A 26,292-nucleotide genomic window follows, 5' to 3' on the forward strand; every position below is an offset into this window, starting at 1 on the left:
GGAGGCGCGGTGCCAGCTGGCACCGCGCCTCCCGTCATCGCTGTGGTGACGTCCTAGGCCTGGACGTCGCCGCGCCAGCCGTCGGCCGTGGGGGCCGCCTCAACGCGCTCCTTGTAGTTCTGCAGGTCCTTCTTGACGGCGTGACCACCGACGCCGACCGCGGAGCCGAGCTTCTCGAGGAAGCCGGAGGGCTGCCAGTCGATCTGTACGGTGACACGGGTCTCGGCGTCAGCGAGCTTGTGGAACGTGACGACGCCGGCGTGGTCGGTCTCGCCGTCCTTCACGGTCCAGGCGACGCGCTCGTCCGGGTGCTGCTCGGTGATGATCGCGCGGAACTGACGCTCCTGGCCCGCGACCTTGACGGTCCAGTCGGTGGTGGTGTCGTCGACCTGGACGATCTTCTCGACCTCGTCGAGGAACGTGGGGAACTCCTCGAAGCGAGTCCACTGGTCGTAGGCGGCGCGAACGGGGACGTTGACGTCGACGGTCTCGATGATCTGGGGCATTGGAACTCCTTGAGCTTCTTGTCTCGTCGTCTTGCCCTGCCGAACGTAGGCCGATGCCCTGGACGCGGGCCTCGTCGATGTCCCCCGGGCGCGCCCGACGGCTCGGTGGCCTGGCCTCGTTGCTGTCCGCCTGGTCCGCCAGCCCGCCGTAGGGTGGTGCGGATGACTCACCACGGGAAGCACGCGTTCGACGAACGGGACGACCACGGCATCCTGGTGCGGCCTGCCCTCGCGTCGGACGTGCCGCACATCCAGCGGCTCATCTCCCCGTACGTCGACCGGCGCATCCTGCTCGGCAAGGAGAACGTCGCCCTGTACGGCTCGATCCAGCAGTTCCGGATCGCCGAGGGCCCTGACGGCACGCCGATCGGGTGCGGTGCGCTCGCCGTGTTCTGGGACGACATCGCCGAGGTGCGCACGCTCGCCCTCGACGAGGACTGGATCCACAAGCGCGTGGGGCACCGGATGCTCGAGGCGCTCGAGCACGATGCGCGGGAACTCGGTGTCGCGCGGATCTTCTGCCTGACGTTCGAGGTCGAGTTCTTCGCCAAGCACGGCTACCTCGAGATCGGGGAGCAGGTCGTCGACCCGGACGTCTACGCCGAGCTCGTGCGGTCGTCGGACGAGGGCGTCGCGGAGTTCCTCGACCTGGCCCGGGTGAAGCCGAACACGCTCGGCAACACCCGCATGCTGAAGATCCTCTGACGGGTTCGCCCGGTGCTCGGCGGGGTTCCGCCAAGGCGTGCGCGCGGTTGTCTAGCCTGTGCGCATGTCGTCGCTCCGCCACCCCGTCGGCCCCGAGAAGCCCGTCGTCTACTGGCGCCGTCGTCTGCTCGTCATCGCGGCGATCGTGGTCATCGTGGTCGTCGTCGTGCTCATCGTCGTGGGGCGGGGGACCGGGACTCCGGTGGCCGATCAGTCGGCGTCTGGTTCGCCGTCCGCGGGCGCGGGCGCGTCGTCGGACGCCGGTTCTGGGTCCGGAGCCTCCGGTTCTGGTGCGTCCGGGTCTGGTTCTGCGGGGACCCCGTCACCGTCGGCCAGCGCCGCCGCTGACGGAGCCGCGTGTGCCGACGACCAGATCACGCTGGAGCCCGTCCTCGACAAGAGCACCTACGGCCCGACCGAGGACCCGAAGATCGCGATGTCGATCGAGAACACCGGGTCGAACGCCTGCAGCATGGACCTCGGCTCGGCGCAGCAGGTCCTGACGATCAGCTCGGGCCAGGAACAGTACTGGTCGTCGAAGGACTGCCAGACCGGCGGGACGAACCAGGACGTCACGATCAAGGCCGGGCAGACCCTGACCACGCCGGCCATCGCATGGGACCGCACCCGGTCGTCGAAGGACACCTGTGACGCCGCACGCCCGGCCGTGACCGGCGGTGGGGCCAGCTACCACCTGGAGGTCGCGGTGGGGGACGTGAAGGCCAAGGAGTCGGCGCAGTTCATCCTGAACTGACGCCGGTGCGCGGGACGCGGGCTACTTGAATGCAGGAGTCTCGACTCGACACCGCACGGTCTTGCCCGCAGCGCCGTGCTCCTCGGCGATGACCTTGGTGCCGTCGAGCAGGATCCTGCAGCTGGCGCTCTGACCCGCCGGGGGCGTCGCCCGCACAGACGCCGGGTCCTTCGCCAGGACGATGGACTCGTGGGTCCAGGTGGCCGCACCACCGTCGGCAGCACCGGGGCGGGTGGAGGCGGTGGGGATCGTGTGTGTGGTCGCTGCATCGCCGCGCTGCTCGGCACCGAGGTAGCGGACGTCGTGCAGGGTGCCGGCGTCAGGGGCGTCGACGCTGACTTCGTAGGTGACGGCCCAGGCATCGCCAGTCTGCTGGCGGAGCTGCGAGCAGCCCGTCAGGGTGAGGGTGACCGCGGCGAGGGCGGCGACTGCTGCAAGCGTTTTGTGCATGAAAACACAATCGCGGCCGGTCGATCGAACTTCGTCATGACGAAGTATCGATCGAGTCCGACCGCGGTCGTGTTCGAGGTCAGCCGACCGGATGACGGTCAGCGTTCCTCAGGGGTTCAGCCGATGACGGTGATGTTCTCCGCCTGCGGGCCCTTGCGGCCCTCGGTGATCTCGAACTCCACCTTCTGGTTCTCCTCGAGGCCGCGGTAACCGCTGCCCGAGATCGCCGAGAAGTGCGCGAAGACGTCGGCGCTCTGGTCGTCCGGGGCGATGAACCCGAAGCCCTTTTCGTTGTTAAACCACTTGACGGTTCCAGTTGCCATGATGGCGTTTCCTTAACTGTTCTTGCTTTCCATCGCGGTATGACACGCAGACGGAGCCTCGTCGTATGTCGACGAGGGTGATGCGCCACGCGGGCAGGTGCCGGCGGGACGGGTTCGGGGTCAGACCCGGAGGCCAGTGACCCGTGAGTCCGGTTGAGGGGCATTGCACCTCGTCCAGACGTTGGGCGCCGCCGAAGCGGTTCCACCAACCTAGCGCGTCTGGAGCGCCAGGACCAGACGAAGTCGCCGTGATCGAACAAAATCTGGTGAACTTGGTCCTGATGGCAGACAAGGAACAGCGCTTCCGGAGCGAACAGCTCGAGGAAGCCCTCGCACAGCAGGACGTCGCCGCGGTCGCATTCGCGCTGCGGAACGACATCGTGATCGTCCCCCGGCTCGTCACCGGCAAGAAGGACATGCAGGTGCGTGTCTTCGGGCGTGAAGGGTCCGAGAAGCGCATCCTGCTGCTGTTCTCGTCCGCTGACGCGTACACCGCGATGGTCCCGGACGAGAAGGTCCGGCAGGTCATGGTCTACGACGCCGAGCGTCTGGAGGAGTTCCTGGCGGCACACCTCGACTCGCTCGAGGGCGTCTTCTTCGACATCGCCGGCCCGAACACGATGCAGTCGGACCCGGCCGACCTGCTGGCCGCATTGCGCGCATGACGGTCGCGTTCGCCTGATCACACAGGCGGACACCGAGGACGCAGCATCGCTAGCGTCGCTGCATGGAGTCCATCCGGCCGGGGATCGTCGCGTTCGTCGTCGGGGCGGTGCTGGCCGTCGCGGCGCTGGTCCCGTTCGCAGCGTACGAGTACCGACGGCACGGCCGCCTCGGCTTCCGCCGGAGCCTGCTGGCCTTCGTCACGCTCGTGTACGCCCTCGCGCTCGTGACCTACACGCTCCTGCCGCTGCCCGAGAGCGCCGCCGCTGCCTGTCGGGTGTCGAGTGCACCGCAGCTGCAGGCCTTCGCGTTCCTCGGGGACATCGAGCGCGAGGGCGGCATCTCGGGACCGCGCTCCCTGCTCACGAACCCTGCTGCGGTGCAGGTGGCCTTCAACGTCCTGCTCTTCATCCCCCTCGGGGCGCTCGTGCGGCACGCGGTCCTGCGGCGCCGGGTGGTCAGCGGACTCCTCGTCGGAGCGGCCGCTGGCTTCGTCGTCTCGCTGGTCATCGAGCTCACGCAGCTGACCGGTGACTGGTTCCTCTACCCGTGCTCGTACCGCCTGTTCGACGCCGACGACCTGCTGGCGAACACCGCCGGCGCGGCGCTCGGCACCTTCGCCGCACCGCTCCTGACGCTGTTCGTCGGGTCACACCGCGTCTCGGACGCGGACGCCCCGCGACCGGTCACCGCGAGGCGGCGGTTCTTCGGGATCCTCGCTGACGTCCTCGCGATCACCTTCACCACGGGCCTGCTGAGCGTGGGGACCGCACTCGTCCTCGCGGTCCTCGGAGTCGAGGACCGGTCGCCGGTGGCGACGACCCCGCTCGCCGTCGGCGCCTTCGTGGCACCCGCCGTGCAGCTCGTGGTCGTCCTCGTCTCCGGACGGACCCTGGGGGAGCACGTCATCCGGGTCCGTCCGCTGCGCTCGCCGGGCGTCGGACAGCGGGTGGTGCGCTGGGCGCTCGGTTCCGGCGGGTGGGCGGCGCTGTCGGCGAGTTCGCTGCCGTTCTCGGGGTTCCTGGCGTTCCTGCTCGCCGTGGCCGCCGTCATCGGCGTGTGGGCGACGCGGGACCACCGCGGCTTCGCCTCGGCGGTGGCGCGACTCGACATCGCGGACGACCGCCTGCCGCCCGGTGATGCTGCCGACGGCCTGGAGGCTCGGCACGGCTGACGGGGCTCGTCACCAGTGTGGGTGGTCGGTCCGTCGTGCCCCGTGGCTCAGAAGGCGGCGTCGAGCTCGCGTTCGCGCACGGACTTCGTCATCGAGAACGCGACGCGGAGTGCTTCGCGCAGGTGTTCGGCGTCTGCGCCGAGGACGGTCGTGAAGCCGAGGCGCCGGGCTTCACTCGCGCGCTGCTTGGCCCCGGTGGCCTGCCGGATCTCGCCGGCGAGGCTGATCTCGCCGATGGCCGCGAGCGTGTGCGGGTAGGGGCGGTCCCGCGCAGCGCTGGCGAGCGCGAGCACGATGGCCAGGTCGGCGCCCGGCTCGGTGATCTTGATGCCGCCGACGGTGGAGACGTACACGTCGGCGTCGGAGAGCTTGATCCCCGCTCGGCGTTCGAGGACCGCGAGCAGCATCGCCACGCGTGACGAGTCGACCCCGTTCACGACCCGGCGGGGCTGCGGTGCCGAGCTCGGAACGACGAGGGCCTGGATCTCGACGGGGAGCGCACGACGGCCTTCCATCGCGACGGTGATGCACGTGCCCGACACCGGGGCGCCGTTGCGGGACATGAACAGGCCGCTGGGGTCGGGGACCTCGTGGATGCCGTCGCCGGCCATGTCGAAGCAGCCGACCTCATCCGTGGGGCCGAAGCGGTTCTTCAGGGCCCGGACGAAGCGGAGGGCGGTCTGCCGGTCGCCCTCGAAGTGGCAGACGACGTCGACGAGGTGCTCGAGCAGACGTGGGCCGGCGATGCTGCCGTCCTTGGTGACGTGGCCGACGATGAGGACCGGCAGGTTGCGCTGCTTGGCTTCACGGATGAGGGTCGAGGCGACTTCCCGGACCTGCGAGGTGCCACCAGCGATGCCGTCGATGGAGGCCGACGAGATCGTCTGCACGGAGTCGGCGATGAGCAGGTCGGGCTGCACCTGGTCGATCTGCCCGAGGATGACGCCGAGGTCGACCTCGCTCGCCAGGTAGAGGTCGTCGTGCATCGCCCCGGTGCGCTCGGCACGGAGCCGGACCTGGTCAACCGATTCCTCGGCGCTGACGTAGAGGACGCGCTTGCCCATCGCTGCCGCACGTGAGGCGACCTCGAGCAGGAGCGTCGACTTGCCGACGCCGGGCTCACCGCTCAGCAGGACGGCCGCACCGGGGACGATCCCGCCGCCGAGCACGCGGTCGAACTCGCCGACGCCGGTCTGCCAGCGGGGGACCGCTCCGACGCGGGCCTGGGTGATGGGCTGCGCGATGCGGGTGCCGGCGACGGCGACGGCGGTCGTGCCGCGGGCGCTGGCCGTGGTGGCGGAGGTGTCCTCCACCGTGCCCCAGGACTGGCACTCGCCGCAGCGACCGACCCACTTGATCGTGGTCCACCCGCACTCGGAGCAGCGGAACGTGGACTGGGGGCGGGCCATGCGACGAGGTTAGGCCCGGCCGCCGACATCACCCGACGGCCCGGACGGGGCGTCGGGGTCGGTCGGTCCGTTGGAGCTGTCGGTCGGTTCGTCGGGCTCCTGCTGCGTGGGCACGGACCCGGTCATGCGCTGCCGGAGTCGTTCGACGGGACCGGCGTGGTGGGCGAGGTCGAGTTCGTCGGCCCCGTCGGTGTCCTGCTCCGCGCGGGCGTTCGCGACGGCGCCGGCTTCGCGCCCGAGGTCCTCGGCCTCTCGGGCGGAGAGGTAGTGCCGGATCGCGGCGACGGTGTCCACACGGGCGTCGATCGCCGGCTCGAAGGCGCTGGCCCAGACTTCGTACCCACGGTCGTTCGGGTGGAACAGGTCCCCGTAGGTGTTGAAGAACGTGCGACGGATCCCCACGCGCTTGGTGATGCCGTGCAGCGGCGCGACGGTCAACCCGAGCTCGTCGGCGACGCGGTGGATGATCTCGTTCGCGACGGCGACCTTGCGCTCACGGTCGGGGGAGAACATGCACGGCAGCTCGGCCACGACCGCGTGCGAGGGGACTGCGCCGTAGATCGCTCGGATGTTGCGTTCGAACTTGTCGGGGTGGAAGTCGGCGATGTCGTTCGCGCCGATCGACACCGTGCAGACGTCGGGCGTGAAGTGCTGCAGCTTGGGGAGTTGGTCCCGCTTCGCGCCCCACGTCGTGGCCCCGGACACGCTGAGGTTCACGACCCGCACCGTCATGCGCGAACGGTGTCGGATGCGTCGGGCAAGCAGGCCGACGTACCCACGGGAGGGGACCGTCGCGCCGACGCCCTGCGCTGCGGAGTCGCCGATCGCCAGGTAGGTGACCTGGCCCTCGTGGTGGAGCCGTTCGCGCCACCAGTCCGCGTGGATGGGGAGCATCTCGACCACGCGTTGCGAGGCCGCCTTCTGTCCCTTGACCCCGGCACGTGCGCCGACGGCCGCGCCACCGGCGACCACGAGGCCGCCGCCGACGGAGGAGATCAGTGCGATGAGGGTGCGCGTCTTCATGACGAGGACGCTACGCCCGCGGGACTCGTCGGATCAGAGCGGACGCTGGGTGTGTGGAGCGGCCCGGGAATCAGCCGCTTGTGGAGGGCAGGCCGACCTGCGGTGTCGCCGGGGGCCTCCCGGATCGTGTAAACTCTTTCCCGGTACCGTGTCCGAGCGGCCGAAGGATCATGTCTCGAAAACATGTGTGGGGGCAACTCCACCGTGGGTTCAAATCCCACCGGTACCGCCACGGGGCCATCTCGTGGGTCGTCTCGCCACGACTCGCTTGATCGCCTCGAGAGGAAGAGCCCCCGGCTTCGTGCCGGGGGCTCTTCTCGTTTCCGGGCGACCGGGTCGCGGCGGGCCGACCGGGGACGGTCAGCCCAGACCGCCCGCTGTCACTCCCCGGCGTTCCACCGCAGGTCGTCGGCGGTGCCGGAGTGGTGCGCGCCGTCCTTCGTCGTCCAGGACATCGTGATGTCGTCCAGGTCCGGCGCGGACGAGCGGTGCGGTGCGGGCCACCACAGGGACCAGATGCCGTCCTCGACACCGGTCGTCGCCGGGGCGTGCCCGGGCACGGTGATCGTGAGCGAGGTCACGTCGGTACCGGCCTGTCCGTAGCCCTCGAGCGTGGCGTCGGCGCCGTCACCGTGTCCGCCGAAGGTCTGCAGGTTGACGACCCCGGCTGCGACCGCGGGGAGCGGCCCCGACGCGTCGTCGATGAGCTCGGCGGTCGCGATGCCGTCCGGACCGGCCAGGCACCAGGCGCGGCGGCCGTCGGTGTTGGCGCTCGCGACCAGGCTCGTGACGGCACCGCGCTGCTCGACGTTGTGGGCGACGACGTCGGCGGCAGCGACCCGCGTCGCCGTGTCACCCACGCCCTGCGCGCACTGCACCGCGAGGGCGTGGACGTCGGTCGACGAGGGCGGCGCCGCTGCTCGCGGGGTCCAGCTGCCGATCTGGGCCGTCGTGAGCGAGACCGATCGGCTCGACCCGTCGACGATGTGGAGGAGCCCGTGCAGCGGGGCGACGCCGACCACGGAGAAGGCGCCGACGACCGCGGTGGCCGTGACGGCTCCGACGACGATCCACTGCCGGGCGCGGCGGCGGGGGGCCCTGGCGGCGTGCGCCACCGGGCGTGCGGCTGCCGGCGCGTCGGGTGCCGTGGCCGTGACGGCCCGCAGCAGCGCGTCGGCGCGGACGATCTCAGCCTCGGTGAGCGGGCGGGTCGGTTCCGGGTCGTGTCGGCGGAGGACCTCGAGGACGTCAGACATGGTGGGCTCCGTTCGAGGAGGAGGAGGAGGAGGAGGAGAGGTCGAAGGTGGGGGTGGCGGCATCGGCCGCGGCGAGCAGCGACCCGAGGCGACGTCGGGCGCGGGAGGAGCGCATCGAGCAGGCGGCACGGGAGATCCCGAGCACGGCTGCGGACTCGGCCGCGGTCATGTCCTCCCAGACCTGGAGCGCCAGGACCTCGCGGTCCAGCGGGTCGAGCTGTCGCCAGGCGTCGACGAGTCGTCCCCGCTCGCTGATCATCGCGGCCGGGTCGCGTCCGACGTCCGTGGCCGCGTCACCGGCGACCCGGACGTGCAGGGCGACACGGCGCCCTTCCGAGCGCATCGCGTTGAGCATCGTGTTCCTGGCCGTGCGGTACAGCCAGGGCAGCGGTGCGACCGCCATCTCGTCCTGCTTTCGCCAGGCGGTGACGAACGTCTCGGCGACGATGTCGTCGACGTCGACCGAGGAGGCCCTGCGCGCGACGAAGCGCAGGACCGCCGGGTAGTGCTCGCGGTAGAGCGAGGTGAAGTCTGGCGCCACGAGGGGCCCCTCTCGGTCGTGTATCGGTCAGGCGGAGTGGGTCAGCGGATGAACGCGTCTGACTCGACGACGGAGTGCGTGGCGCCGTCGCGTGTCGTGATCGTGACGGTGGCGTCGGAGTCGTCTGCGGCGTCGGTCGGCCACCAGGCGGTCCAGGTGCCGTCCTCGAGGGTCGCGGTCGTGGCGGCACCACCGACGGGCGTGATCGAGACGGCGGTGACGTCGGGGCCGGCGAACCCGACGGCGTACCCGACGAGCGAGCCGGTGCCGCCGTGGCTGCCGGCGGTGTCGACGAGGATGCCGTCGGCCGGCACGGTGTTGCCCGCGGGCACGGAGTCGTCGATGAGGTCCCACATCCCGAGGTGGTCCGCGGTGCTGAGGCAGTAGTACGCGTCGGTGCCGTGTCGGTAGACCAGGGACGCGACCTCGCCGCGGGCGTCGAGGTGGCTGTCGGTGCCGGAGCCGACGTCCGTGCCGAGGGCGTCGGTGCAGTGCTGCTGCGCGGCCGTGGCCAGCGACGAGGTGGTGCCGATGCTGTGGGCCTGGTTCGTCCACGACGCCAGGTCGGCGGCCGCGATCGCCGGCTGCGCGGCTGCGGCGGAGCCAGAGCCAGAGCCAGAGCCGGAGCCGGCGTCGGCGTGCCCGCCGTGGCCGAACGCGGGCAGGACGGTCACCGCGCCGAACGCCGCGGCGCCGAGCAGCGCGGCCGCTCCGAGTGATGCCCAGACGACGGTGCGGGTGCGGGCCTGCTTGTCCGAGGAGGTCATGGTGTGTCCGTTCTGCGGTGGTGGTGTGGTGCGGAGCCCTCGTCGAGGGCTCATCTGGGGAATGTCCGGCCTCGCGGCCGGTGCAACCCGGTGCGCCGGATGTCATCCCCCAGACGGAGAACCGAGCCGACCGAGGAGGCGCAGACCGAGCAGACACAGCAGGCCGAGCAGACCCACCAGACCGAGGAACTCAGTGGTCCCACTGCTGGCCCACCACGGGCGTCCGTGGTTGCCTCAGCCAGGCTCATGGGCCGTCGACGGAAGGACTGCGATGCTCTGGGACCCGATCCAGGACGCGAGGGGACTGCGGGTGAGGCAACGCGGCCGCACGGCCCTCGACATCGCCGACACCGCGATGGACCTCTTCGAGACGCACGGGTACGACGCGACGAGCCTCGAGGAGATCGCGGCGACGGCGAAGGTCAGCGTCTCGACCCTGCACCGGTACCACGCGACGAAGGACAGCCTGCTGCTCGACCACCCGAGGCTGCAGCCCCGCGCGCTCGCGACGGCGTTCCTCGCACGGGACCGCGACCAGCCGCTCGGACACGCCGTCTCCGACGCGGCGCTGGACTTCCTCGGGAGTGCGGACGCCGGCCGGCCGTTCCTCCGACGCCTCCGCGACTGCGTCGACACCGTCCCGAGTGCGTCCGCTCGGCTGTGGACGTACTGGCAGCACGAGACGACCGCGCTCCGGGCGGCGATCGGGACCAGGACCGTCACCCGTCAGGACGAACTCCTGGCCGATCTGCTGACCGGACACGCCCTCACGATCGCGATCGCAGCGCTCGCCGAGGCACGCCAGGACCAGCAGCAGTCAGCGCGCGCGATCGGTGCCGACCTCCTCGGTGTGCTCCGGTCGAGCGTCCGCGAGATGGGCTGACGCGGCTCACGCCACCCGCTCCCGCACCGGCTGCCGCCGCGCGAACGCCCGCACGAGTGCGAAGAAGCCGTACTGCCCGCAGGCCACGTCGACGAGCACGTGGGCGTCGAGCAGGTCCTCGAGCACCGCCCGCGTCGAGGCCTGGTCGCGGCCCAGCTCCCGCGCCGCGGTCTCGACGGTGAAGGGCCCCTCGGGCAGGTGCGAGAGCCGGTGGAACGCGTCACGCTGGTCGTCGAGCAGACTCGCGGACGCCCGACGGAACGGGGCGTCGACGATCCGGCAGTCGGCGTGCATCACGACCGGCTGGTCGAGGTCGTCGTAGAGCTGCTGCTCGATCTGCGCGACGCTCCAGGACGGCCGGGCTGCCAGGCGTGCCGCCGCGACCCGCACGGCGAGCGGCTGGTGCGAGCAGGCACTCGCGAGCCGGGCGGTGGGGCCCGGCTCGGCAGCGAGGCGCGCGTGCCCGACGAGCCGCCCCATCAGGTCGACGGACTCCTCGGGGGAGAGCGGGAGCAGCGTGGTCCATCGTGTGCCCGCGAGGTCGAGGAACCGCCGGACCGCGGTCACGATGGTGAGCGAGCCGGTCCCCGACGGGATCAGCGGACGGACCTGAGCGGCGCTCGCCGCGTCGTCGAGGACGAGCAGCACGCGCCGGTCGGCGACCGCGGACCGCCAGGCAGCGGAGCGTTCGTCGAGCCCGTCCGGGATCGCGGCCCGCGGGACACCGGCGGCCTGGAGCAGGGCCAGCAGGGCGTCGGACGCGGTCGGTGGGTGCCCGCCCGCAGCGCGGAGGTCGACGAAGAACTGGCCGTCGGGGAACGCGCTGCGCACGCGGTGCGCGGCGTGGACGGCGAGCGCGGTCTTGCCCATGCCGCCGAGTCCGGTGACCCCGACCACGCCCTCCGTCGCGCCGAGCGCGACGAGCCGGTCGAGGCGGGCGAGCTCGTCGGACCGGCCGACGAACTCGGCCAGGTCCGGCGGCAGCTGTGCGGGCACCGCGGGCCCGGTGGATGCCGGGACGGCACGGACGGGAGGCTCGGGGGCGGACGCGGGGCGAGCCTCCCGTCCGGTGGGTGGTGCCGTCTCGTCGTCCTGCAGCAGCCGCTGGTGGATGTGGCGGAGCGCCGTCCCCGGCGACACCCCGAGCTGGTCGGCGAGCCGGTGGCGGAAGCGGTCGTAGGTGCTGAGCGCCTCGTTGCGGAGGCCGAGGGCGAGGAGCGCCTCGAGCAGCAACGCGGTGACGCGCTCGTCGAGCGGGCGCTCGTCGGCGACGCGGCGGAGTTCGGGGAGGGCGTCCTCGTGTCGGTCGAGGCGGACCCGGAGCGTCGCGAGTCCGAGGGCGACCTCGTTCCGGAGCTCGCCGAGTCGGGAGCGTTCGGCGTCGGCCCAGGCGCCGGGCAGGCCGCTGAGCGCGGTGCCGGTCCAGCGGTCGGCCGCCGCGGCGAGCTGGTCGGTGGCACCGACGACGTCGCCGACACGGTCGAGGTCACGGGCGCGGTGGCGCTCGGCCTCGACGTCGGCGAGGTCGAGGCCGGCGGATCCGCGGACCATCCGGTAGGCGCCGCCGTCGGTGCTGATGCCCAGGCCGGTCGCGTCGGCGAACGGCGCGAGGACCCGGCGGAGCCGGTACACGTAGGTGCGGAGGACCCCGGCGGCACTGCGGGGCGGGGTGCCGCCCCAGATGCGGTCCACGGCCGTGTCGACGTCGACGGGGTGCCCGTCGGCGAGCAGGAGCATCGCGAGGACGGCGCGCTGCTGGGGGGACCCGACGTCGAGGTCGACGCCGTCGGCGACGGCGGCGACCGAACCGAGGACGGAGAACCGGACGGTGGCGTGGAGCGCTGGTGTGCTCATGGTCCTCATCGTGCGTCCCGGCGGGATCCTGAGCGACGGCTGTGCGGATGACCCCTGTCGCCCTTGAGGATGACGTCCTACGACAGGTCGAGGAGTCGGAGGACGTACCCGTCGGGCACGGTGCCGCTGTCGCCGACGTAGTGGAAGAAGAGGTCGGTCGCTTCGTCGGCGTCGAAGACCTCGGCCGGGTGGACGGCGTGGTCGGTGCCGGCGACGTTCACGGCCTCCGTGAGCGGCTCGCTGAGGTCGTACAAGCGCCCGACGACGTAGTGGCGCAGCTGACCGTCCTCGACGCGCTGCAGCTCCACGCTCATGCGGTCGGCGCTGCCGCCGGCCTGGAGGTAGCGGCTGTTCCAGTCCTCGTTCGCGTACCCGGGAGCGTCGGGCCAGCCGGCCTCGTCCGGGACGAACCAGAGCTGGTAGGCGAAGCGGCCCGCACTCGTGCCGTCGAGGAGGCCGAGCATGCGCCGGATCTGGTCGCGGTGGGAGCGGAATTCGTTCGACAGCTTCGAGGTGCTGGCGCTGTTGACCGTGTGGACGAACACGAGGTGAGCGTCCCGACCGCTAGGACAGGTCGAGGAGTCGCAGGACGTACCCGTCGGGCACCGTGCCGCTGTCGCCGATGTAGTGGAAGAAGAGGTCAGTGGCCTCGTCGGCGTCGAAGACCTCGGCGGGGTGCACGGCGTGGTCGGTGCCCGCGACGTTCACGGCCTCGTCGAGCGGTTCATCGAGGTCGTGCGGCCGTCCGATGACGTAGTGGCGCAGCTCGCCGTCCTCCACGCGCTGCAGCTCCACGCTCATCCGGTCGGCGCTCCCGCCGGCCTGCAGGTACCGGCTGTTCCAGTCCTCGTCGTCGTAGCCCGGCGCGTCCGGCCACCCGGCGCTGTCCGGGACGAACCAGAGCTGGTACGACCAGTCCTCGTCGTTGTCGAGCTGGCCGAGGTTGAAGCGGATCTGGTCGCGGAACGGTCGGATGCTGTCGATGAGCGGCATGCTCGACTCGGCGTTGGTGGTCATGATGAACATCGGTGTCAGGGTACTTTCCGCTCGATGAACTCGGTGATCCTGATCGGCTTCCCGTTGAGCGTCGCCGACGCCGGGTTCTCCGGGCTGACGGCCGCGTCGAACGCCCGCTGTTCCGGGGTGCGGACCGCCGTGCCGCTCTTGATCTCGACGCCGATGTACGTGCCGTCCGGCTTCTCGACGAGCCCGTCGTAGATGCGGCCGTTCGGCACGCCGTCGACGCTGGCCTTGACCTTCGTGGTGTCGACCGTGGTCCCGAGCTGCTTCTCGACCTGCTTGAGGCCCTCGGCTTCCTTCTGCGCGGCGTCGACCCGTGCCGAGTCGTTGTTCTCCGACCGGTACGTCCCGTCGTTGCTGCGCCCCGGGTGCTGCTCGTTCGGCTCCTTGGCGGTCCTGGCGCGCTCGGCGTTGTCCGTCCGGTACGGGGTCGTCCGGTCGTCGGTCATCGCGTGCACGCCGAGCCCGACGGCGCCGGTCCCGGCGAGGGCTGCGCCGGCCGCGATGACGCCGGCGCCGGAGACGTTCAGCGCGACGCCCGCAGGTGCGCCGACGACGGTCAGGTCGAGGGCGACACCGCCGCCCTCCATCGCGGTCCCGAGCGCCATGGTCGCGAGGCCGCCGAGGAGCTCGAGCACCTCGTCGGGGTGGTTCACCATCGCGTTCCCGAGGGAGGCGAAGACGTTGCCGGCGGTGGCTGCGGCGTCCTGCAGGTACGGGAGCCCGGCGGTGGCCTGCACGCCGGCGATCGTCACGCCGAGCTCGGTGACGGTCTTGACCGTGTGCCAGGCGTCCTCGAACCAGTTGTCGTCGCCGCCACCGACCTGGGTGCTGGCCGCCGACGCCGTGGTGCTGACGGCGTGGGCGTCGACCGTCGACGGCGTGATCCCGTCGAGCTCGGCAGCGACGGCGTCGAGGGTCGAGGTCACCTGGTCGTTGTGCGCCTGCACGCGGACGCGGAGCCCGAGCTCCTCGGTGACGAGCGCGGGGACCTGCTGCCAGTTGCTGACGACGGCCCCGACCGCGCCGAGGAGGTCGCCGGTCGAGGCGGCCTTCGCGGCCTCGGCAGCGACCTGCCCGGGGGCCGAGGCGTGGAAGGCGTCGATCTGCCGGACGAGGGCGTCGTGGCCCTGCCCGAGTTCCTCGATCCGGCTCGCGGCGCGGGACATGGTCCGCAGGAACGCGTCCCCGGCGCTCTGCAGGTGCCTGGCCTTGGCCACCGCCGGGTCCATCAGCGGCGTCAGCGCCGGCTGCAGGGCGTCCGAGGTGAACACGGCGGGGAGCCCGGACCAGGACCGCGACGCGGCGGTCGCGGCGGACATGACGCCGTCGGTGGCGGTCGCGAACCGCTGGGCGGCGGAACGGAGCGCGGCCGCGTCGTCGGTGACGTCGGTGACGTCGGCGGCGGTCAGCGCGCCGGCGAGGACGCTCACCGGCCCATGCCGCTGGCGTCGGCAGCGAGGGTGCCGTCGGTCGCGGTGATCGCGTCGTGCGCCGTGGTGAGCGACGCGGCCAGGCTCGTCATGCGGACGCCGACGTCGTCGCTCCGCCCGCGGAAGCGGCCGGCGAGCCGACCGAGCGCACCGCTCAGCTGCGGCGAGGTCGCAGCGCCGACGGCCGCGCTCAGGGCAGCGTCGGCGGCGGCCGCCTGCTGCGCGGCGCTCCCGCCCTGCACGTGCAGGGCGCCGACCAACGACGAGAGCCCGCCCGCATCGACTCGCAGTTCCCCAGCCATGGTCCCCCCAGATCCCCCGACAGCGTGGTGCAGCAGCAACCCTAGGGCGGCGGCGGCCGTCGCGCACCCCCGGTGCCGGCGGTGGCACCGGTCGGTGTGCCGGACGGGAGGCTCGGCTGCGGTCGCAGGACGAGCCTCCCGTCCGGTGGGTGGTCGCGTCAGAACGACGCGAGCGCGCTGGTGGTGAGCTGGTGGACGCTCGTCGAAGCGCAGGACTCGAAGAGCGCGCCGGTGGCGGGCACGAAGAGCGACTGGCGCGACCCCGGCGGGATCACGCGGAAGCCGTCGGTCACGCGCGGGTGGCACGTCGCGGAGTCCCAGTTGCCCGCGTCCTCGACGGTCACGACCGCCTGGACCTCGCCAGCCGGTCGGAGGGTCAGGGTCTGGTGCGGGGTGGACCGGTCGAGTGTCGCGGCGTTGCCGATCTGCGTGCCGGTGCCGCCGCCGACGAAGGAGATGCCGGGCCAGCCCTGCAGCGTGCAGGACGCTGCGCCGGTGTTGTGCAGGATGATCGCGACCCGCGTGGCGCCCGCGCTCCCGCCGCCGCCGTCGGCGACCGACCCGGTGAGCTGGGAGGTGGCGCACCGGGTGCCCGTCGCGGACCCGCCGGACGTGGTGCCCGCGGGTGCGGGAGCCGCGGTGCTGCCTGCGGTGGTGGGCGTCATCGCGGCGGCTGACGACGGGGCCGGGGGTGACGACGGGGCGGCTGGGGTCCGGGTCGGCGCGGTGGTGGCGCCGGCGGACGCCGAGGCCGTGACGGTCGGCTGTGCCGGGGCGGCGGGGGCTGCCGTTCCGGTGCCGCCGCCGGAGCAGGCGGTCAACAGGACCGCCAGGGCGGTGACCCCGACGATCGGCAGGATGGTCCGTACGCGTGCTGTGGTCATGGACCCAGCGTGCGACGCGGACGTGGCTCGGCTGCGGCAGCCATGTGTCAGTCCGGTGACAGGGTTGTCGGATCGCCGTCGGCGGGCTCAGTCGGCTGCGTCGAAGACCAGGCTCGCGCTCGCGCCCCGGTCGGTGTTGCGGAGGACGAGCCGGGCACCCGTGGCATCGGCGTGGTGCAGGGCGATCGCGAGGCCGATCCCGGTGCCGCCGGCGGTGCCGAGTGCCCCGAACCGACGCGGTCCCTCCGCGAGCAGTGCCTCGGGGAACCCCGGCCCGCGGTCGGTGACGCGGACCTCGGTGCCGTCGACGACCACCTCGACGTCGCCGTCGCCGTGGCGCTCGGCGTTGACGACGAGGTTCGTCAGGGCCCGTGCCAGCCGGTCGGGGTCGAGCCCGACGGTGGCGTCCGCGAGCACCCGGACCGGGACGTGGCTCGACGGGGAGTCGGCGAGCACCCGTTCGACGGACCGCGCGAGGGACCGTGGCCGGACGTCGACGGCCGGGGCGTCGTGCTGTGCGCGGGCGAGCCGCAGGAGGTCGTCGACGAGGTCACGGAGCCGGCGGACGAGTCGACGGATGCGGTCGGCGTCCTCGTCGTCCCCGAGGAGCGCCGCGGCACTGCTGAGCGCGGTGAGCGGGGTCTTCAGGTCGTGGGCGACGTCGGCGCTGACGGCCCGTTCCCGCTCCAGCCGGACGGCGAGCGCCGCGGCGGTGTCCGCGATGCCGCGGGACAGCACGCCCACCTCGTCGTCCTCGGCGGTGGGACGGTCCGCCTGCCGACCCGCGATGGCGTCGTTCACGGTGCTGGCCGTGACGCGGAGCCGTCGGGTGAGCCGTCCGGCGACGAACCAGGACACCAGCGCGGCGATCAGTGCGGCACCGGCACCGCTCACCGCGAAGGTGCGGACCAGGTCGGCCCACTGCTGCTGCACCGGTGCGCCGGACACCCGGGTCGCGAGCAGGTCGGTGCCCTCGCCCCGTGCGGCCCACATCGAGGAGCCGTCGTCGTACGTCACGACGGCTCGTGGGTCGAGTGCTGCACGGAGCTCTGCCGGCAGGGCGGCGGGGTCGCGGGTTGCGCGGGACGGCAGGGCGCCACCGAAGGCGTCCGTCGCGGCGATCTCGCGGAGCTGGGCGGCGGCCTGCGCCCGGAGCTGGTCGCGGGCCCCCGTGATGGACGTGTGCGCGAAGACCGCCCCCGCGGCGAGCACGAGGGTGAGGGCGAGCAGGGCCATGGCAGCGGCGGTCCTGACCCGGAGCGAGCGGTGCCACGGCACGTGCGTGGTGATGACGGGGCGCGGGGCCGTCGTCCCCGGCGTCGAGCTCCAGGTCGTCACGGGGTGGCCGCCGCGACACGGTAGCCGAAACCGCGGACGGTCTCGACGACGTCGACCCCGAGCTTCCGGCGGAGGCGCTGCACGTTGGTGTCGACGATCCGCGGGTCCTGCCACGTCGAGCCCCACACGATCGCGACCACCTGCTCGCGGGACAGCACGGCGCCGCGGTTCGCGAGGAGTGCCTGCAGGACGCGGAACTCCGTCGCGCTGAGCGTGATCGGGGTCGCGCCGCGCAGCACCCGCTTGGCGTCGTGCTCGACCACCAGGGCGCCGAGTCGTTCCGTCCGTGCCGGCCGCGCTCCGGTCCGACGGAGGACCGCGGTGAGCCGGGCCGCGAGGACGTCGGGGTCGAACGGCTTCGTGACGTAGTCGTCCGCGCCGGCGTGGAGCCCGCCGGCGATGTCGGTCGGCAGGTCCCTTGCGGTGAGGAACACCACGGGGACGGCCAGCTCGGCGAGTTCCCGTGCGAGGGCGATCCCGTCCATCCGCGGCATGGCGACGTCCACGAGGGCGATGTCGGGGAGGGCCGCGCGGGCGAGGTCCAGCGCGACGACGCCGTCGCGGGCCTCCTGGACGCGGAACCCCCGTCGGAGCAGCAGCAGGCGTGTGGTCTCGCGGACGTCGTCGTCGTCCTCGGCGAGGAGCACCATCGCGCCACCGTCGCCCGGGTCCGTCACGAGAGCACCTGGTCGGTGACGAACCCCTGGTCGCTCCAGCGGAACGTCATCGTCGGACGGCTGGCCCACGCGGGGCGACCGTTCGCGAAGGTGATCCGGAGGCGTTCGTACCGCGTGGTGCCGGCGACGTCGACGCGGTCGTGGAAGGCGACCGCGACCGCGTACCGGTGCAGTTCACCGCTCGCGCAGTCGCAGGGGTTGTCGACGAAGCTCCCGACGCCGCGTGACGTCTGGCCGCCCCACGAGGACCACGTGAGGTCCTGCAGCACCTGGTCGGCCGACGCGCACCAGATCGGGATCGTCAGCGGTGAGGAGACGGCCTCGCGCCCACAGCCGGCGAAGTACGCGCTGGTGGCCGTCGCGGTCGTCGAGACGGGGGTGCCGTCCCGGAGCGGGGCGCCGAGCGCGCTCATGCTCAGCGAGGCAGCCAAGCAGGTCGCGATCGCGGTGGCGACGACAGCGGCGGTCGCGGTCAGCCCAGTACGGCGGGGGAGTCGGGCGGTTCTCGGCATGGGGTCCTCCTGGTCCGGATGTCCATGAGTCTGGAGCGCCGGCGTGGCTCGACGGCGGCAGGCGTGTGACAGTCCGGTGACAGCGTGAGCCGCGCGGGGCCGCGGGCGTCGGTGCCGTCGATGCCATCCTGCCGGTACGGCCGTCACGCCGTCGACACCGTGGCTCCGTAGCGTCCCGACATCGGGAGCGGACACCCAGTCGTGCCCCAGGAGGAGGACCCCATGGAACGGACGAGGACCACGGCGGGGGCCGTCGTCGCGGCGGTGCTGGTCGTGTCCGGCCTGCTCGCGGGCTGCGCGCAGTCGCCGGTCGAGACCGAGCCCGAGACGGGTCCCGACAGCGCGGGGCCGTCGAGCGCGGCGTCGTCGAGCACCGCGTCGTCGACCTCCACGTCGTCGTCGAGCCCTGCGCCGACGTCGGCCGCACCCTCGTCGGCCGCGCCGTCGGCGTCGCCGGCGGTCTTCCCGCCAGGGCAACCGCCCCGGCCCGGTGTGCAGGACCCGCTGCCGTGGACGGACACCGTGCCGGGGCTGACCGCGGCCGTCCGAGCGGCTGCCCACCCCGGCCTGCAGATCTGCGGCGACGACGTCAGCTCCGTGGTGGTCAGCGCGAGCGACCTGCGCGGCATCGGCACGACGCAGTGGCTCGTCGACAGCACCTGCGACGGCGCGACGGCGACCTCACCCGACGAGGTGTCGATCTACGAGACGACGGGGTCTGGGATCGTGAGGACGGACGTCGTCTACGAGTTCACCGCCAACCGGCCCCGGCTCACCGCGGCGCCGTACCTGTTCGGCCCGCACACCGTCGTGCTGACCTTCGACCAGGGCGCCTCCTACCGCCTGGTCGCGATCCAGCCGCACGCCGTCGTGCCGGGACTCGTCGCGCGGTTCTCGTGAACGGGGACCGTCGGACCGGCGAGGTCGACGGGGACGAGGTGCCGCAGGACGACGTCGTGGTCGCAGTGCTCTGCAGCGCCATGGTGCTGACGATGTCGGGGCTCGTCGTGCTGCTGTTCCTCTGGCGCTGAGCGGCACGGAGCGACGCGACGCTGCGTGACGCGGGGTGTGCCGGGCCGCAGCCGCGGGGCGGGGCCGGTCCGAGCCTCCTGTCCGGTGACCACGTGCGTGGTCCCACGGATGTGGCTCCGGACGGCCCCCGCGACGCTCGTGCCATGCAGGAGATGCTCGAGCAGGCGAGGGCGCCCGAACTGGTGCCCATCCGGTCCGCGACCCTCGCCGTGACGTCCGGCAGGAGCCGGGGGTTCCGGCTCGCGTCGACACGGCGCCGGGCGGACGCACTGCTCCGCGACCTCGTCGAGGACCTCGCGGCGCAGGGCGTCACCGCGACCGGGAGCGCATCGATGTCCGTCGTGGCGGTGGACGACACGGGCGTCGGCATCGAGGTCGGCGTCGTGGTGCACGAACCCGTCGTCCCGACCGACACCCTCCGTGTGGTCGAGCGCCCCGGCCACGAGGCGGCGACGCTCCTGGTCCTCGGGGACCCGACCGAGCGTGCGTGGGGACGGTTGCGGCGCTTCGTCGCGGACGTCGACGTCGTCGCCGACCGTCGGGCCTACGTGACCTTCCAGCACCCTCGGCTGGCCGACGAGCGGACCTGGGTCAACCAGCTCGTGCAGCCGGTGGCGCCGGCGGGCTCCTGACCCGGTCAGGCCGACGGGATCGCGGCCCGACAGGCCGTGTCGACGAGCCGTCGACCGGTCGTCCACGGGATGTCGACACGGGGCTGGTGTGCTCGTCCTCATCGGCCCCACCAGGGGCACCAGACCGACGGAGGACCGCCTTGTCCCACACCACATCCGGCGTCACCGCCGAACACGGCGCCCGCGCCGCGTTCCGCCAGGACGTCGCCGAACTCGTCACCACGCTCGACGGTGACGCCTTCACCGTCGAGGACCCCGGCTACGACGCCGCCTGCGCCGGGTACAACCTGGCCGGACAGCGCCACCCGGACGTCGTCGTCACCGCACACAGCGCGAGCGACGTCGTCGAGGCCGTCACCTTCGCCGCGGCCCACGGCCTGCCCGTCGCCGTCGTCGCGACCGGCCACCACGCCATGCGACCGCTCGTCGGCGGACTCCTGGTCACGACCGCCGCGATGGACGACGTGCACGTCGACGCCACCACCCGTCGGGCCGTCGTCGGCGCCGGCGCACGGTGGAGCGACGTGGTGCCGCGCACCGTCGAGCAGCACCTCAGCCCCGTGCACGGCTCCTCCGGCCAGGTGGGCGCCGTGGGCTTCACGCTCGGCGGCGGTCTCAGCCCGGTGCTCGGCCGGAAGTACGGGTGGGGCTCCGACCACGTGGTCGCACTCGACGTCGTCACGGCCTCCGGCGAGCTGCTCCGCGCGAGCGCCGACGAGCACACCGACCTGTTCTGGGCCCTCCGTGGCGGGCGGAGCAACCTCGGCATCGTGACGTCGATGGAGATCGAGCTGTTCCCGGTCGAGCGCTTCGTCGGTGGTGGCCTGTTCTTCGACGGGCAGCACGCGGCAGCGGTCCTGTCGGCCTTCGCCAGCGCGACGGCGACGGCCCCCGACGACCTCACCCTGTCCCTGGCGTTCCTGCGACTGCCTCCGGTGCCCGGGGTGCCGGAGCTCCTCGCCGGCCGCTTCGTCGTGCACCTCCGCGTGGCGTACCTCGGCGACGCGGCGACCGCAGCGACCCTGCTCGCGCCGTTGCGGTCCGCCGCTCCGGTCCTCGTCGACACCGTCGAGGAGACCCGCTCGGAGGACTTCGAACGGATCCACAACGACCCCACGGACCCGGCGCCGTTCTCCGAGGAGACGTCGATGCTCGCGGAGATCGGGTCGTCGGCGCAGCAGGCGTTCCTCGACCTCGTCGGACCGACGAGCGGCACCGGCCTGCACATCGTCGAGCTGCGGCACCTCGGCGGCGCGTTCGACGTCACCCGCTCGGGCGCCGGTGCGATCGTCGCCGAGTCCGCCGCCTACGTCCTCTGGGCCGTGACGATCGGGATGCCCGACGACAACGCGGGCGGCATCGCGCAGGCACGGGCGCTCGTCGAGGCCATGCGGCCGTGGAGCACCGGGACGCGCTACCTCAACTTCGCGCCGGACGACGGGCACCCGGAGCGCTCGTTCACCGCGCCCGACTGGATCCGCCTGCAGCAGGTGAAGGCCGCGGCCGACCCGGCGAACCTCTTCCGGGTGCAGCAGCCGCTCATCGCCGCTTGACCCGTCAGCGGCCTGACCCGTCAGCCGCCTGACCCGCCATCCCCTGGATCATCCGACCCGGTCCCACGCCGTGGGGCCAGCACCACACCACCACGCAACCCGAAGGGCCACCACCATGAGCACCACCGAGACCACCACCCCCCTGCCGTTCGAGACCGAGTGGGAGCTCGGGCGCCTGCCGCTCCTCTGGGCCCGCGCGCTCGACACCGCCGACGCCTCCGTGCTCGACGGGCTCCTCACCGAGGACGTCGTCGTCGACATGACGCCGGCGACGACGAAGATCGGCCTCGAGTTCCCCGTGCTGCAGGGCCGCGAGACGGTCATCCCGGCCATGATCGGCGCCGTCGGCCCGCTCGACACGATGCACGCGGTCAGCAACGTCACCGCCCGCGGCCTCAGCGACGGCTACCTCGTCGAGGCCTACGCCCTGGCACAGCACCACCTCCCCGGTGAAGGCCCCGACGCGACCGCGACCCGGCACGCCCTGATGGGCAACACCTGGACCTTCCACGTCCGCGTGACGCCGGAGGGGCCGCGCGTGGCACGGTTCACGATGGACTGCCGCTGGATGGAGGGCGACCCGACGGTCCTCCTCGCGGCGATCAGCTGACCGGCCGGGCAGGGCGCGCTCAGTCCGCGAGCCCGACCAGCCGGCGGAGGAACTTCCCGACGGCCGTCCGCCGTCGCCGCCACCCGTGGGCTCGGAGCACCTCGTTCACCGGCTTCGAGATCCACAGGGAGTTGAACGTGTACGAGCCGGACGAGCTGCCGGGGGTCCTGGTCGTCGTCGTCGTCAGTCGCGTGTACTCGGCCGTCTCGGGCAGCAGCCGCACGACGTACCGGTAGGTGAACCGCTCGAGGCCCGTCTCTCCTGCCCACCCGGCGACGACGGCACCGTCCTCGACGACGACCCTGAACGGGTGCTTCGTCGAGGAGTCCAGGGCCAGAAGTGCGGCGCGGACCTCGGCTTCGGAGGACGGTCGGTCGGCAGGCAGCGTCGTCATGGGGGCACGCTACCAACGGCCGGTGCCCCGTCCCCGGCGGGCCGGAAAGCGCGTTCCCCTCTTTCTGGGGCTGGCTGCTCCACGGCCCGGTTGGTGGGATCGGTGTATGAACACGCACCAACTTGACGCGCCCGTCGGAGACACGGAGTCGATGCGGTCGCGCATCGTCTCCGGGATGATGCAGTCGCTGCGCACCCGGCCGCTGCACGAGGTCACCGTCGCGAGCGTCGCTCACGAGGCCGAGACCACCGTCGAGACCGTCGAGGCCGTGTTCCCGAGCTGGGACGGACTGCTGCTCGCCACGATCGACCAGTGGAACGAGCACCGCACGGGCCCGCTCATGCCGATCGCCGAACAGCACGGCACGATCCAGTTCCTGCGCGCCATCGTGACGTCGAACATCGCCGACCCGTCGCTGATGCGCTTCCTGACGTCGACGCTGAACATCGCCGCCGCACCTGACCACCCCCTCGCGCCGATGCTGCACATGCGGTGGCGTCGGTTCCACGCCTTCGTGCAGCGTGCCCTCGAGCGCGACGTCCAGCTCGGCCGCGAGCCCCGCACGATGGAGCCCGCCCGTGGTTCGGAGCAGCTCCTCGCCACGTACGAGGGGCTGCAGCTGCAGTCGATGGTCCGGCCGGAGATGGACCTGCTCGAGGCCTACGACCGCGCCGTCACCCGTCTGCGCGAAGGCTGGGCCCGCGAGTACGTCGCCCCCGTCTGGGACCTCGAGCTCGCGAGCTGAGCCCTTCGCTGTCGGTCAGCTCTGGTCGATGTCGAACACGACCACGTGCTGACTGCCGGCACCGATGAACTGGCCGACGGGCTCGTGAGACGGGTGCGGCAGGTAGGCGGCGAGGGACTCCCGGTCGCGGAACTCGACCACGAGCATCCAGTCGAAGTCGCCCTCTTTCCCCTCGGTGCTCACGCTCGCGCCTGACTGCACGGAGAGCACCCCCTCGATCTTCGTCAGGTGCTCCCGCGCGAGCGAGTCGGCCTCGGCGGACCGGTCCCCGTCGGCGTTCCACTGGACCAGGACCACGTGCGTCACTCCGGACATCGAGTTCTCCTCCCCGGCCGTCCGCCATGGACGACGTGTCCGCAGCCTGCCACTGCCGCCGGAGCCGCCACCCAGGGAGAATGAGCAGGCCTCGTTCGTCTCGACCCTGGAGTCCGCATGCAGATCGCCGCCGTCGTCCTCTCCCTCCTGCTCGCCGTCGCCATGCTGGGGTCCGGGGTGATGAAGCTCCTGGGCACGAAGCAGATGATCGAGAACATGCGCGTGGTCCACGTGTCCGTGCCGCAGATGCGCGTCCTCGGCGTGCTCGAGGTCCTCGCCACGATCGGCCTGGTCATCGGCCTGTGGGTCCCTGGGATCGGCATCGCCGCCGCGATCGGTGCGGTCGTGTACTTCGCCGGCGCGGTCGTCGTGCACGTGCGGGCCCACGAGAAGAACCTGCAGCCCGCAGCGGTGCTGCTCGTGCTGGCAGTCGCGACCCTGGTGGTCCTGCTCCTCGCGCTCTGAACAGCGCACCAGACGGACGGGAGGCTCGGTGCCAGCTGGCACCGAGCCTCCCGTCCGCCATCCACCCACCGTCATCCGTGTGAGGATCGAGCAGTGAGCACCAGGCAGAACGACGCGGCGGGATCAGCGGGCTCGAGCGCTCCGTCGGCGGTGGTGATCGCCGCCATGGCCGAGGAGGCGGCGGCCTTCGCCGCCTTCGCGACGGACCCTCCGGTCGAACCCGTCGGTGGTGCACCCCGGTTCGTCACCGTCGACGGGGCGCTCGTCGCCCTGGTGCGGAGCGGGATCGGCTTCACGAACGCGACGATCGCCGCCGCTCGCTGCTTCCACCTGTTCGGGGCAGCGGTGCCCGTGATCAGCATCGGGTCCGCCGGCGGGCTCGCGACCGACGTCGAGCTCGGGGACGTCGTCGTCGGCCGGCACTACGTGAACCTCAACGCGGACGCCACGGTCTTCGGCTACCGCCTCGGGCAGGTGCCCGGGATGCCGGAGCGCTACGCCGCCGACACCCACCTGGTCGACCACGCCCTCGAGGCCGCGGTGCCGTTCCACGTCCGACCACACGTCATCGGCTCGAGCGAGGTGTTCGTGGCAGACCAGCGGGCACGGGCGTTGCGGGAGACGTTCCCGGACGTCGGGGCGGTCGACATGGAGTCCGCGGCGATCGCCCAGTTCGCCCACGTCCACGACGTCCCGTTCGTGTCGGTGCGGGGAATCAGCGACCTCTGTGCGCCGACGGGCGAGCAGTTCCGGACGCACCTCGACGACGCCGCTGAGCGGGCAGCACGTGTGGCGGTCGCGCTCGTGACCGCGCGGCACCGGGCGCTCGCGGCACCCGCGGTCTAGGCGACCGGCGTCGATGCCGTTGGCGTCGGGTCCACGACCTCGGCAGCGGCGACCTGCGGCACGGCGCTCGACCGCCGCAGGCCCAGCCCGACCAGCACGACCGCCCCGACCACTGCGATGGCAGCCGACAGCCAGAAGTCCCCGGCGATGCCCACGGTGCTGACGGCCAGGCCGCCGAGGACCGACCCCGCCGCGATGGCGAGCTGGATCGTCGTGACGAACAGGGCGAGCCCGGTCTCGGAGCCGCCGGGCGAGGCCGTCGACATCCACGTCTGCATCCCCAGCGGGAGTGCACCCCAGACCAGGCCCCACACGACCAGCAGGGCGAAGACGCCCGCGACCGAGTGCGCCAGGAGCGGGAGCGCGACGACGGCAGCGGCGAGGACGAACTTCGACGCCCCGATCGTGCCGAGCACGCTGCGGTTGAGCGTGTAGCCCGCGGCGAAGTTGCCCACGATCCCGGCGACGCCGAACACGAGCAGCGCGAGCGTCACCGTGTCCGGGCCGACCCCGACGAGCTGCTGGAGGAACGGCGCGACGTACGTGTAGGCGGCGAACTGCGCTGCGAAGACGAACGCGGCGGCGATGAGCCCGACACGCGCACGGGGGACCCGGAGCAGTGCGCCGAGCGTGCCGAAGCGCACCCGCTGCACGGCCGGGATGCTCGGCAGCATCGCCAGCTGCAGCACGAGGGCGACGAGGCCGAGCACCCCGCCGATGACGAACCCGAGGCGCCAGCTGCCGAGCGACGACACGAAGGCGCCGAGCGGCAGGCTCACGACGGTGGCGACCGAGACGCCGGCGGTGATGAAGGACGTGGCGCGGATCGTCGCGGAGGGCTTGACGAGCCTCCCGGCGATGCCGGCGCCGATCGCCCAGAAGCCGCCGATCCCGACCCCGAGGAGCATGCGGGCCACCAGGAGCAGCCCGAACGTCGGTGCGATGGCCGCCAGGCCGTCGGCGACCACGAGCAGGACGGTCAGGGCCACGAGGACGACACGACGGTCGAGCTGCGACGTGGCCACGGTGACCACCGGGGCCGCGACGGCCCCGACCAGGCCGGTGGCGACCACCATGAGGCCGGCCGTGCCGATCGGCACGTCCAGGTCGGTGGCGATGGCGGGCAGGAGCCCGATGGGCAGGAACTCGGAGAGCACGAGGACGAAGGACCCGAGTGCGACGGAGACCACGCTGAGCCACCCGCGGCGCTCTGCTGACGATGTCAT

At 72.4% G+C, this 26,292-nt stretch carries 33 protein-coding genes and 1 tRNA gene; 14 read left to right on the forward strand and 20 right to left on the reverse strand.

From position 1 onward, the window contains the following. Positions 1-53: 53 nt before the first annotated feature. The gene (locus tag BIU98_RS16225; RefSeq protein WP_071278841.1) at positions 54-506 is read right to left on the reverse strand and encodes an SRPBCC family protein; all 453 of its coding nucleotides are present in this window, start codon (positions 504-506) and stop codon (positions 54-56) included. Positions 507-668: 162 nt separating this feature from the next. Between BIU98_RS16225 and BIU98_RS16230 the strand changes: the two genes are divergently transcribed. Both BIU98_RS16230 and BIU98_RS16235 read left to right on the forward strand, forming a co-directional pair. Next, positions 669-1,211 carry an amino-acid N-acetyltransferase gene (locus BIU98_RS16230; RefSeq protein ID WP_071278843.1) on the forward strand — a complete coding sequence of 181 codons (543 nt, stop codon included), beginning with the start codon at positions 669-671 and terminating at the stop codon, positions 1,209-1,211. A gap of 64 nt (positions 1,212-1,275) precedes the next feature. Further along, a complete protein-coding gene (locus BIU98_RS16235; RefSeq protein ID WP_071279225.1) occupies positions 1,276-1,965 on the forward strand; it encodes a hypothetical protein in 690 nt (229 codons plus the stop codon). Positions 1,966-1,986: 21 nt separating this feature from the next. Here the strand turns inward: BIU98_RS16235 and BIU98_RS16240 are convergent, their stop codons facing one another. Both BIU98_RS16240 and BIU98_RS16245 read right to left on the reverse strand, forming a co-directional pair. Further along, entirely contained in the window at positions 1,987-2,415 is a 429-nt protein-coding gene (locus tag BIU98_RS16240; RefSeq protein ID WP_071278845.1) for a hypothetical protein, read from the reverse strand. A gap of 116 nt (positions 2,416-2,531) precedes the next feature. Next, a complete protein-coding gene (locus tag BIU98_RS16245; RefSeq protein ID WP_071278847.1) occupies positions 2,532-2,738 on the reverse strand; it encodes a cold-shock protein in 207 nt (68 codons plus the stop codon). 281 nt (positions 2,739-3,019) lie between these two features. Here BIU98_RS16245 and BIU98_RS16250 point away from each other — a divergent pair, with 281 nt between their 5' ends. Together BIU98_RS16250 and BIU98_RS16255 are read left to right on the forward strand one after the other, a co-directional pair. Beyond that, the gene (locus tag BIU98_RS16250; protein ID WP_071278849.1) at positions 3,020-3,403 is read left to right on the forward strand and encodes an SseB family protein; all 384 of its coding nucleotides are present in this window, start codon (positions 3,020-3,022) and stop codon (positions 3,401-3,403) included. Positions 3,404-3,465: 62 nt separating this feature from the next. Then, positions 3,466-4,575, forward strand: coding sequence for a VanZ family protein (locus BIU98_RS16255; protein ID WP_071278851.1), 1,110 nt, complete (start codon positions 3,466-3,468; stop codon positions 4,573-4,575). Positions 4,576-4,622: 47 nt separating this feature from the next. Here BIU98_RS16255 and radA read toward each other — a convergent pair whose 3' ends face one another. Together radA and BIU98_RS16265 are read right to left on the reverse strand one after the other, a co-directional pair. Next, positions 4,623-5,984, reverse strand: a complete 1,362-nt coding sequence (gene radA, locus BIU98_RS16260; RefSeq protein ID WP_071278853.1) for a DNA repair protein RadA — start codon at positions 5,982-5,984, stop codon at positions 4,623-4,625. 9 nt (positions 5,985-5,993) lie between these two features. Then, entirely contained in the window at positions 5,994-7,007 is a 1,014-nt protein-coding gene (locus BIU98_RS16265; RefSeq protein ID WP_071278855.1) for an SGNH/GDSL hydrolase family protein, read from the reverse strand. Between the two features lie 142 nt (positions 7,008-7,149). On the opposite strand from BIU98_RS16265, the gene BIU98_RS16270 reads away from it, so the two are divergent. Then, positions 7,150-7,239: transfer RNA gene (locus tag BIU98_RS16270), tRNA-Ser, on the forward strand. 148 nt (positions 7,240-7,387) lie between these two features. Here BIU98_RS16270 and BIU98_RS16275 read toward each other — a convergent pair. Genes BIU98_RS16275 through BIU98_RS19600 form a run of 3 tightly spaced genes read right to left on the reverse strand, consistent with a single transcriptional unit; the run spans position 7,388 to position 9,571 of the window. Continuing rightward, positions 7,388-8,263 (reverse strand): hypothetical protein, encoded by an 876-nt coding sequence (locus BIU98_RS16275; RefSeq protein WP_071278857.1) that lies wholly within the window; start codon positions 8,261-8,263, stop codon positions 7,388-7,390. Then, positions 8,256-8,804, reverse strand: coding sequence for an RNA polymerase sigma factor (locus BIU98_RS16280; RefSeq protein WP_071278859.1), 549 nt, complete (start codon positions 8,802-8,804; stop codon positions 8,256-8,258). Before BIU98_RS16280 ends, BIU98_RS16275 begins: the two co-directional genes overlap by 8 nt. Positions 8,805-8,845: 41 nt before the next feature. Beyond that, entirely contained in the window at positions 8,846-9,571 is a 726-nt protein-coding gene (locus BIU98_RS19600) for a hypothetical protein (protein ID WP_071278861.1), read from the reverse strand. A gap of 310 nt (positions 9,572-9,881) precedes the next feature. Here BIU98_RS19600 and BIU98_RS19605 point away from each other — a divergent pair, with 310 nt between their 5' ends. Further along, on the forward strand, positions 9,882-10,454 hold the full coding sequence (locus BIU98_RS19605) for a TetR/AcrR family transcriptional regulator (RefSeq protein WP_175481394.1): 573 nt from the start codon (positions 9,882-9,884) through the stop codon (positions 10,452-10,454). A 6-nt stretch (positions 10,455-10,460) separates the two neighbouring features. Here BIU98_RS19605 and BIU98_RS16295 read toward each other — a convergent pair whose 3' ends face one another. From BIU98_RS16295 to BIU98_RS19610, 9 genes are all read right to left on the reverse strand, one after another. Continuing rightward, positions 10,461-12,308 (reverse strand): BTAD domain-containing putative transcriptional regulator, encoded by a 1,848-nt coding sequence (locus BIU98_RS16295; RefSeq protein ID WP_071278865.1) that lies wholly within the window; start codon positions 12,306-12,308, stop codon positions 10,461-10,463. A gap of 77 nt (positions 12,309-12,385) precedes the next feature. Further along, complete coding sequence (locus BIU98_RS16300) at positions 12,386-12,853, reverse strand: hypothetical protein (protein ID WP_071278867.1); 468 nt, start codon at positions 12,851-12,853, stop codon at positions 12,386-12,388. Positions 12,854-12,872: 19 nt separating this feature from the next. Next, the gene (locus BIU98_RS16305) at positions 12,873-13,334 is read right to left on the reverse strand and encodes a hypothetical protein (RefSeq protein WP_071278869.1); all 462 of its coding nucleotides are present in this window, start codon (positions 13,332-13,334) and stop codon (positions 12,873-12,875) included. A gap of 5 nt (positions 13,335-13,339) precedes the next feature. After that, on the reverse strand, positions 13,340-14,761 hold the full coding sequence (locus tag BIU98_RS16310) for a hypothetical protein (RefSeq protein ID WP_071278871.1): 1,422 nt from the start codon (positions 14,759-14,761) through the stop codon (positions 13,340-13,342). Then, entirely contained in the window at positions 14,758-15,063 is a 306-nt protein-coding gene (locus tag BIU98_RS16315) for a hypothetical protein (RefSeq protein ID WP_139200787.1), read from the reverse strand. Before BIU98_RS16315 ends, BIU98_RS16310 begins: the two co-directional genes overlap by 4 nt. 158 nt (positions 15,064-15,221) lie before the next feature. Beyond that, positions 15,222-15,947 carry a DUF4232 domain-containing protein gene (locus tag BIU98_RS16320; protein ID WP_071278875.1) on the reverse strand — a complete coding sequence of 242 codons (726 nt, stop codon included), beginning with the start codon at positions 15,945-15,947 and terminating at the stop codon, positions 15,222-15,224. An 87-nt stretch (positions 15,948-16,034) separates the two neighbouring features. Further along, positions 16,035-17,285, reverse strand: a complete 1,251-nt coding sequence (locus tag BIU98_RS16325) for a HAMP domain-containing sensor histidine kinase (protein ID WP_071278877.1) — start codon at positions 17,283-17,285, stop codon at positions 16,035-16,037. Further along, positions 17,282-17,962, reverse strand: a complete 681-nt coding sequence (locus BIU98_RS16330) for a response regulator transcription factor (protein WP_254787975.1) — start codon at positions 17,960-17,962, stop codon at positions 17,282-17,284. The genes BIU98_RS16325 and BIU98_RS16330 overlap by 4 nt, the downstream gene beginning before the upstream one ends. After that, positions 17,959-18,474: a hypothetical protein gene (locus BIU98_RS19610; RefSeq protein WP_071278879.1), complete on the reverse strand. Its 516-nt coding sequence runs from the start codon at positions 18,472-18,474 to the stop codon at positions 17,959-17,961. The genes BIU98_RS16330 and BIU98_RS19610 overlap by 4 nt, the downstream gene beginning before the upstream one ends. A 222-nt stretch (positions 18,475-18,696) precedes the next feature. Between BIU98_RS19610 and BIU98_RS19615 the strand changes: the two genes are divergently transcribed. The 5 genes from BIU98_RS19615 to BIU98_RS16360 all read left to right on the forward strand — a co-directional run bounded on the left by BIU98_RS19615 (position 18,697) and on the right by BIU98_RS16360 (position 22,301). Then, entirely contained in the window at positions 18,697-19,374 is a 678-nt protein-coding gene (locus BIU98_RS19615; protein ID WP_175481395.1) for a hypothetical protein, read from the forward strand. Then, the gene (locus BIU98_RS20010) at positions 19,371-19,505 is read left to right on the forward strand and encodes a hypothetical protein (RefSeq protein ID WP_302847986.1); all 135 of its coding nucleotides are present in this window, start codon (positions 19,371-19,373) and stop codon (positions 19,503-19,505) included. The genes BIU98_RS19615 and BIU98_RS20010 overlap by 4 nt, the downstream gene beginning before the upstream one ends. A gap of 144 nt (positions 19,506-19,649) precedes the next feature. Further along, positions 19,650-20,138, forward strand: a complete 489-nt coding sequence (locus BIU98_RS19115) for a hypothetical protein (RefSeq protein WP_071278885.1) — start codon at positions 19,650-19,652, stop codon at positions 20,136-20,138. A gap of 140 nt (positions 20,139-20,278) precedes the next feature. Beyond that, on the forward strand, positions 20,279-21,691 hold the full coding sequence (locus BIU98_RS16355; protein ID WP_071278887.1) for an FAD-binding oxidoreductase: 1,413 nt from the start codon (positions 20,279-20,281) through the stop codon (positions 21,689-21,691). A gap of 115 nt (positions 21,692-21,806) precedes the next feature. Further along, complete coding sequence (locus BIU98_RS16360) at positions 21,807-22,301, forward strand: nuclear transport factor 2 family protein (RefSeq protein ID WP_071278889.1); 495 nt, start codon at positions 21,807-21,809, stop codon at positions 22,299-22,301. 19 nt (positions 22,302-22,320) lie between these two features. Here BIU98_RS16360 and BIU98_RS16365 read toward each other — a convergent pair whose 3' ends face one another. Next, a complete protein-coding gene (locus tag BIU98_RS16365; protein WP_071278891.1) occupies positions 22,321-22,695 on the reverse strand; it encodes a hypothetical protein in 375 nt (124 codons plus the stop codon). Between the two features lie 106 nt (positions 22,696-22,801). Here BIU98_RS16365 and BIU98_RS16370 point away from each other — a divergent pair, with 106 nt between their 5' ends. Further along, a complete protein-coding gene (locus BIU98_RS16370; RefSeq protein WP_139200790.1) occupies positions 22,802-23,440 on the forward strand; it encodes a TetR/AcrR family transcriptional regulator in 639 nt (212 codons plus the stop codon). Between the two features lie 15 nt (positions 23,441-23,455). On the opposite strand, the gene BIU98_RS16375 is transcribed toward BIU98_RS16370, so the two are convergent. Next, positions 23,456-23,755 (reverse strand): Dabb family protein, encoded by a 300-nt coding sequence (locus BIU98_RS16375; protein ID WP_071278896.1) that lies wholly within the window; start codon positions 23,753-23,755, stop codon positions 23,456-23,458. A gap of 117 nt (positions 23,756-23,872) precedes the next feature. Between BIU98_RS16375 and BIU98_RS16380 the strand changes: the two genes are divergently transcribed. Together BIU98_RS16380 and mtnN are read left to right on the forward strand one after the other, a co-directional pair. Continuing rightward, positions 23,873-24,220, forward strand: a complete 348-nt coding sequence (locus BIU98_RS16380; protein ID WP_071278898.1) for a DoxX family protein — start codon at positions 23,873-23,875, stop codon at positions 24,218-24,220. A 93-nt stretch (positions 24,221-24,313) separates the two neighbouring features. Further along, a complete protein-coding gene (gene mtnN / locus BIU98_RS16385) occupies positions 24,314-25,066 on the forward strand; it encodes a 5'-methylthioadenosine/S-adenosylhomocysteine nucleosidase (RefSeq protein WP_254787978.1) in 753 nt (250 codons plus the stop codon). Here the strand turns inward: mtnN and BIU98_RS16390 are convergent. After that, entirely contained in the window at positions 25,063-26,292 is a 1,230-nt protein-coding gene (locus tag BIU98_RS16390) for an MFS transporter (protein WP_071278900.1), read from the reverse strand. The two genes, mtnN and BIU98_RS16390, sit on opposite strands and share 4 nt — an antisense overlap.

Source organism: Curtobacterium sp. MMLR14_010 (genome assembly GCF_001865015.1).
GTDB lineage: Bacteria > Actinomycetota > Actinomycetes > Actinomycetales > Microbacteriaceae > Curtobacterium.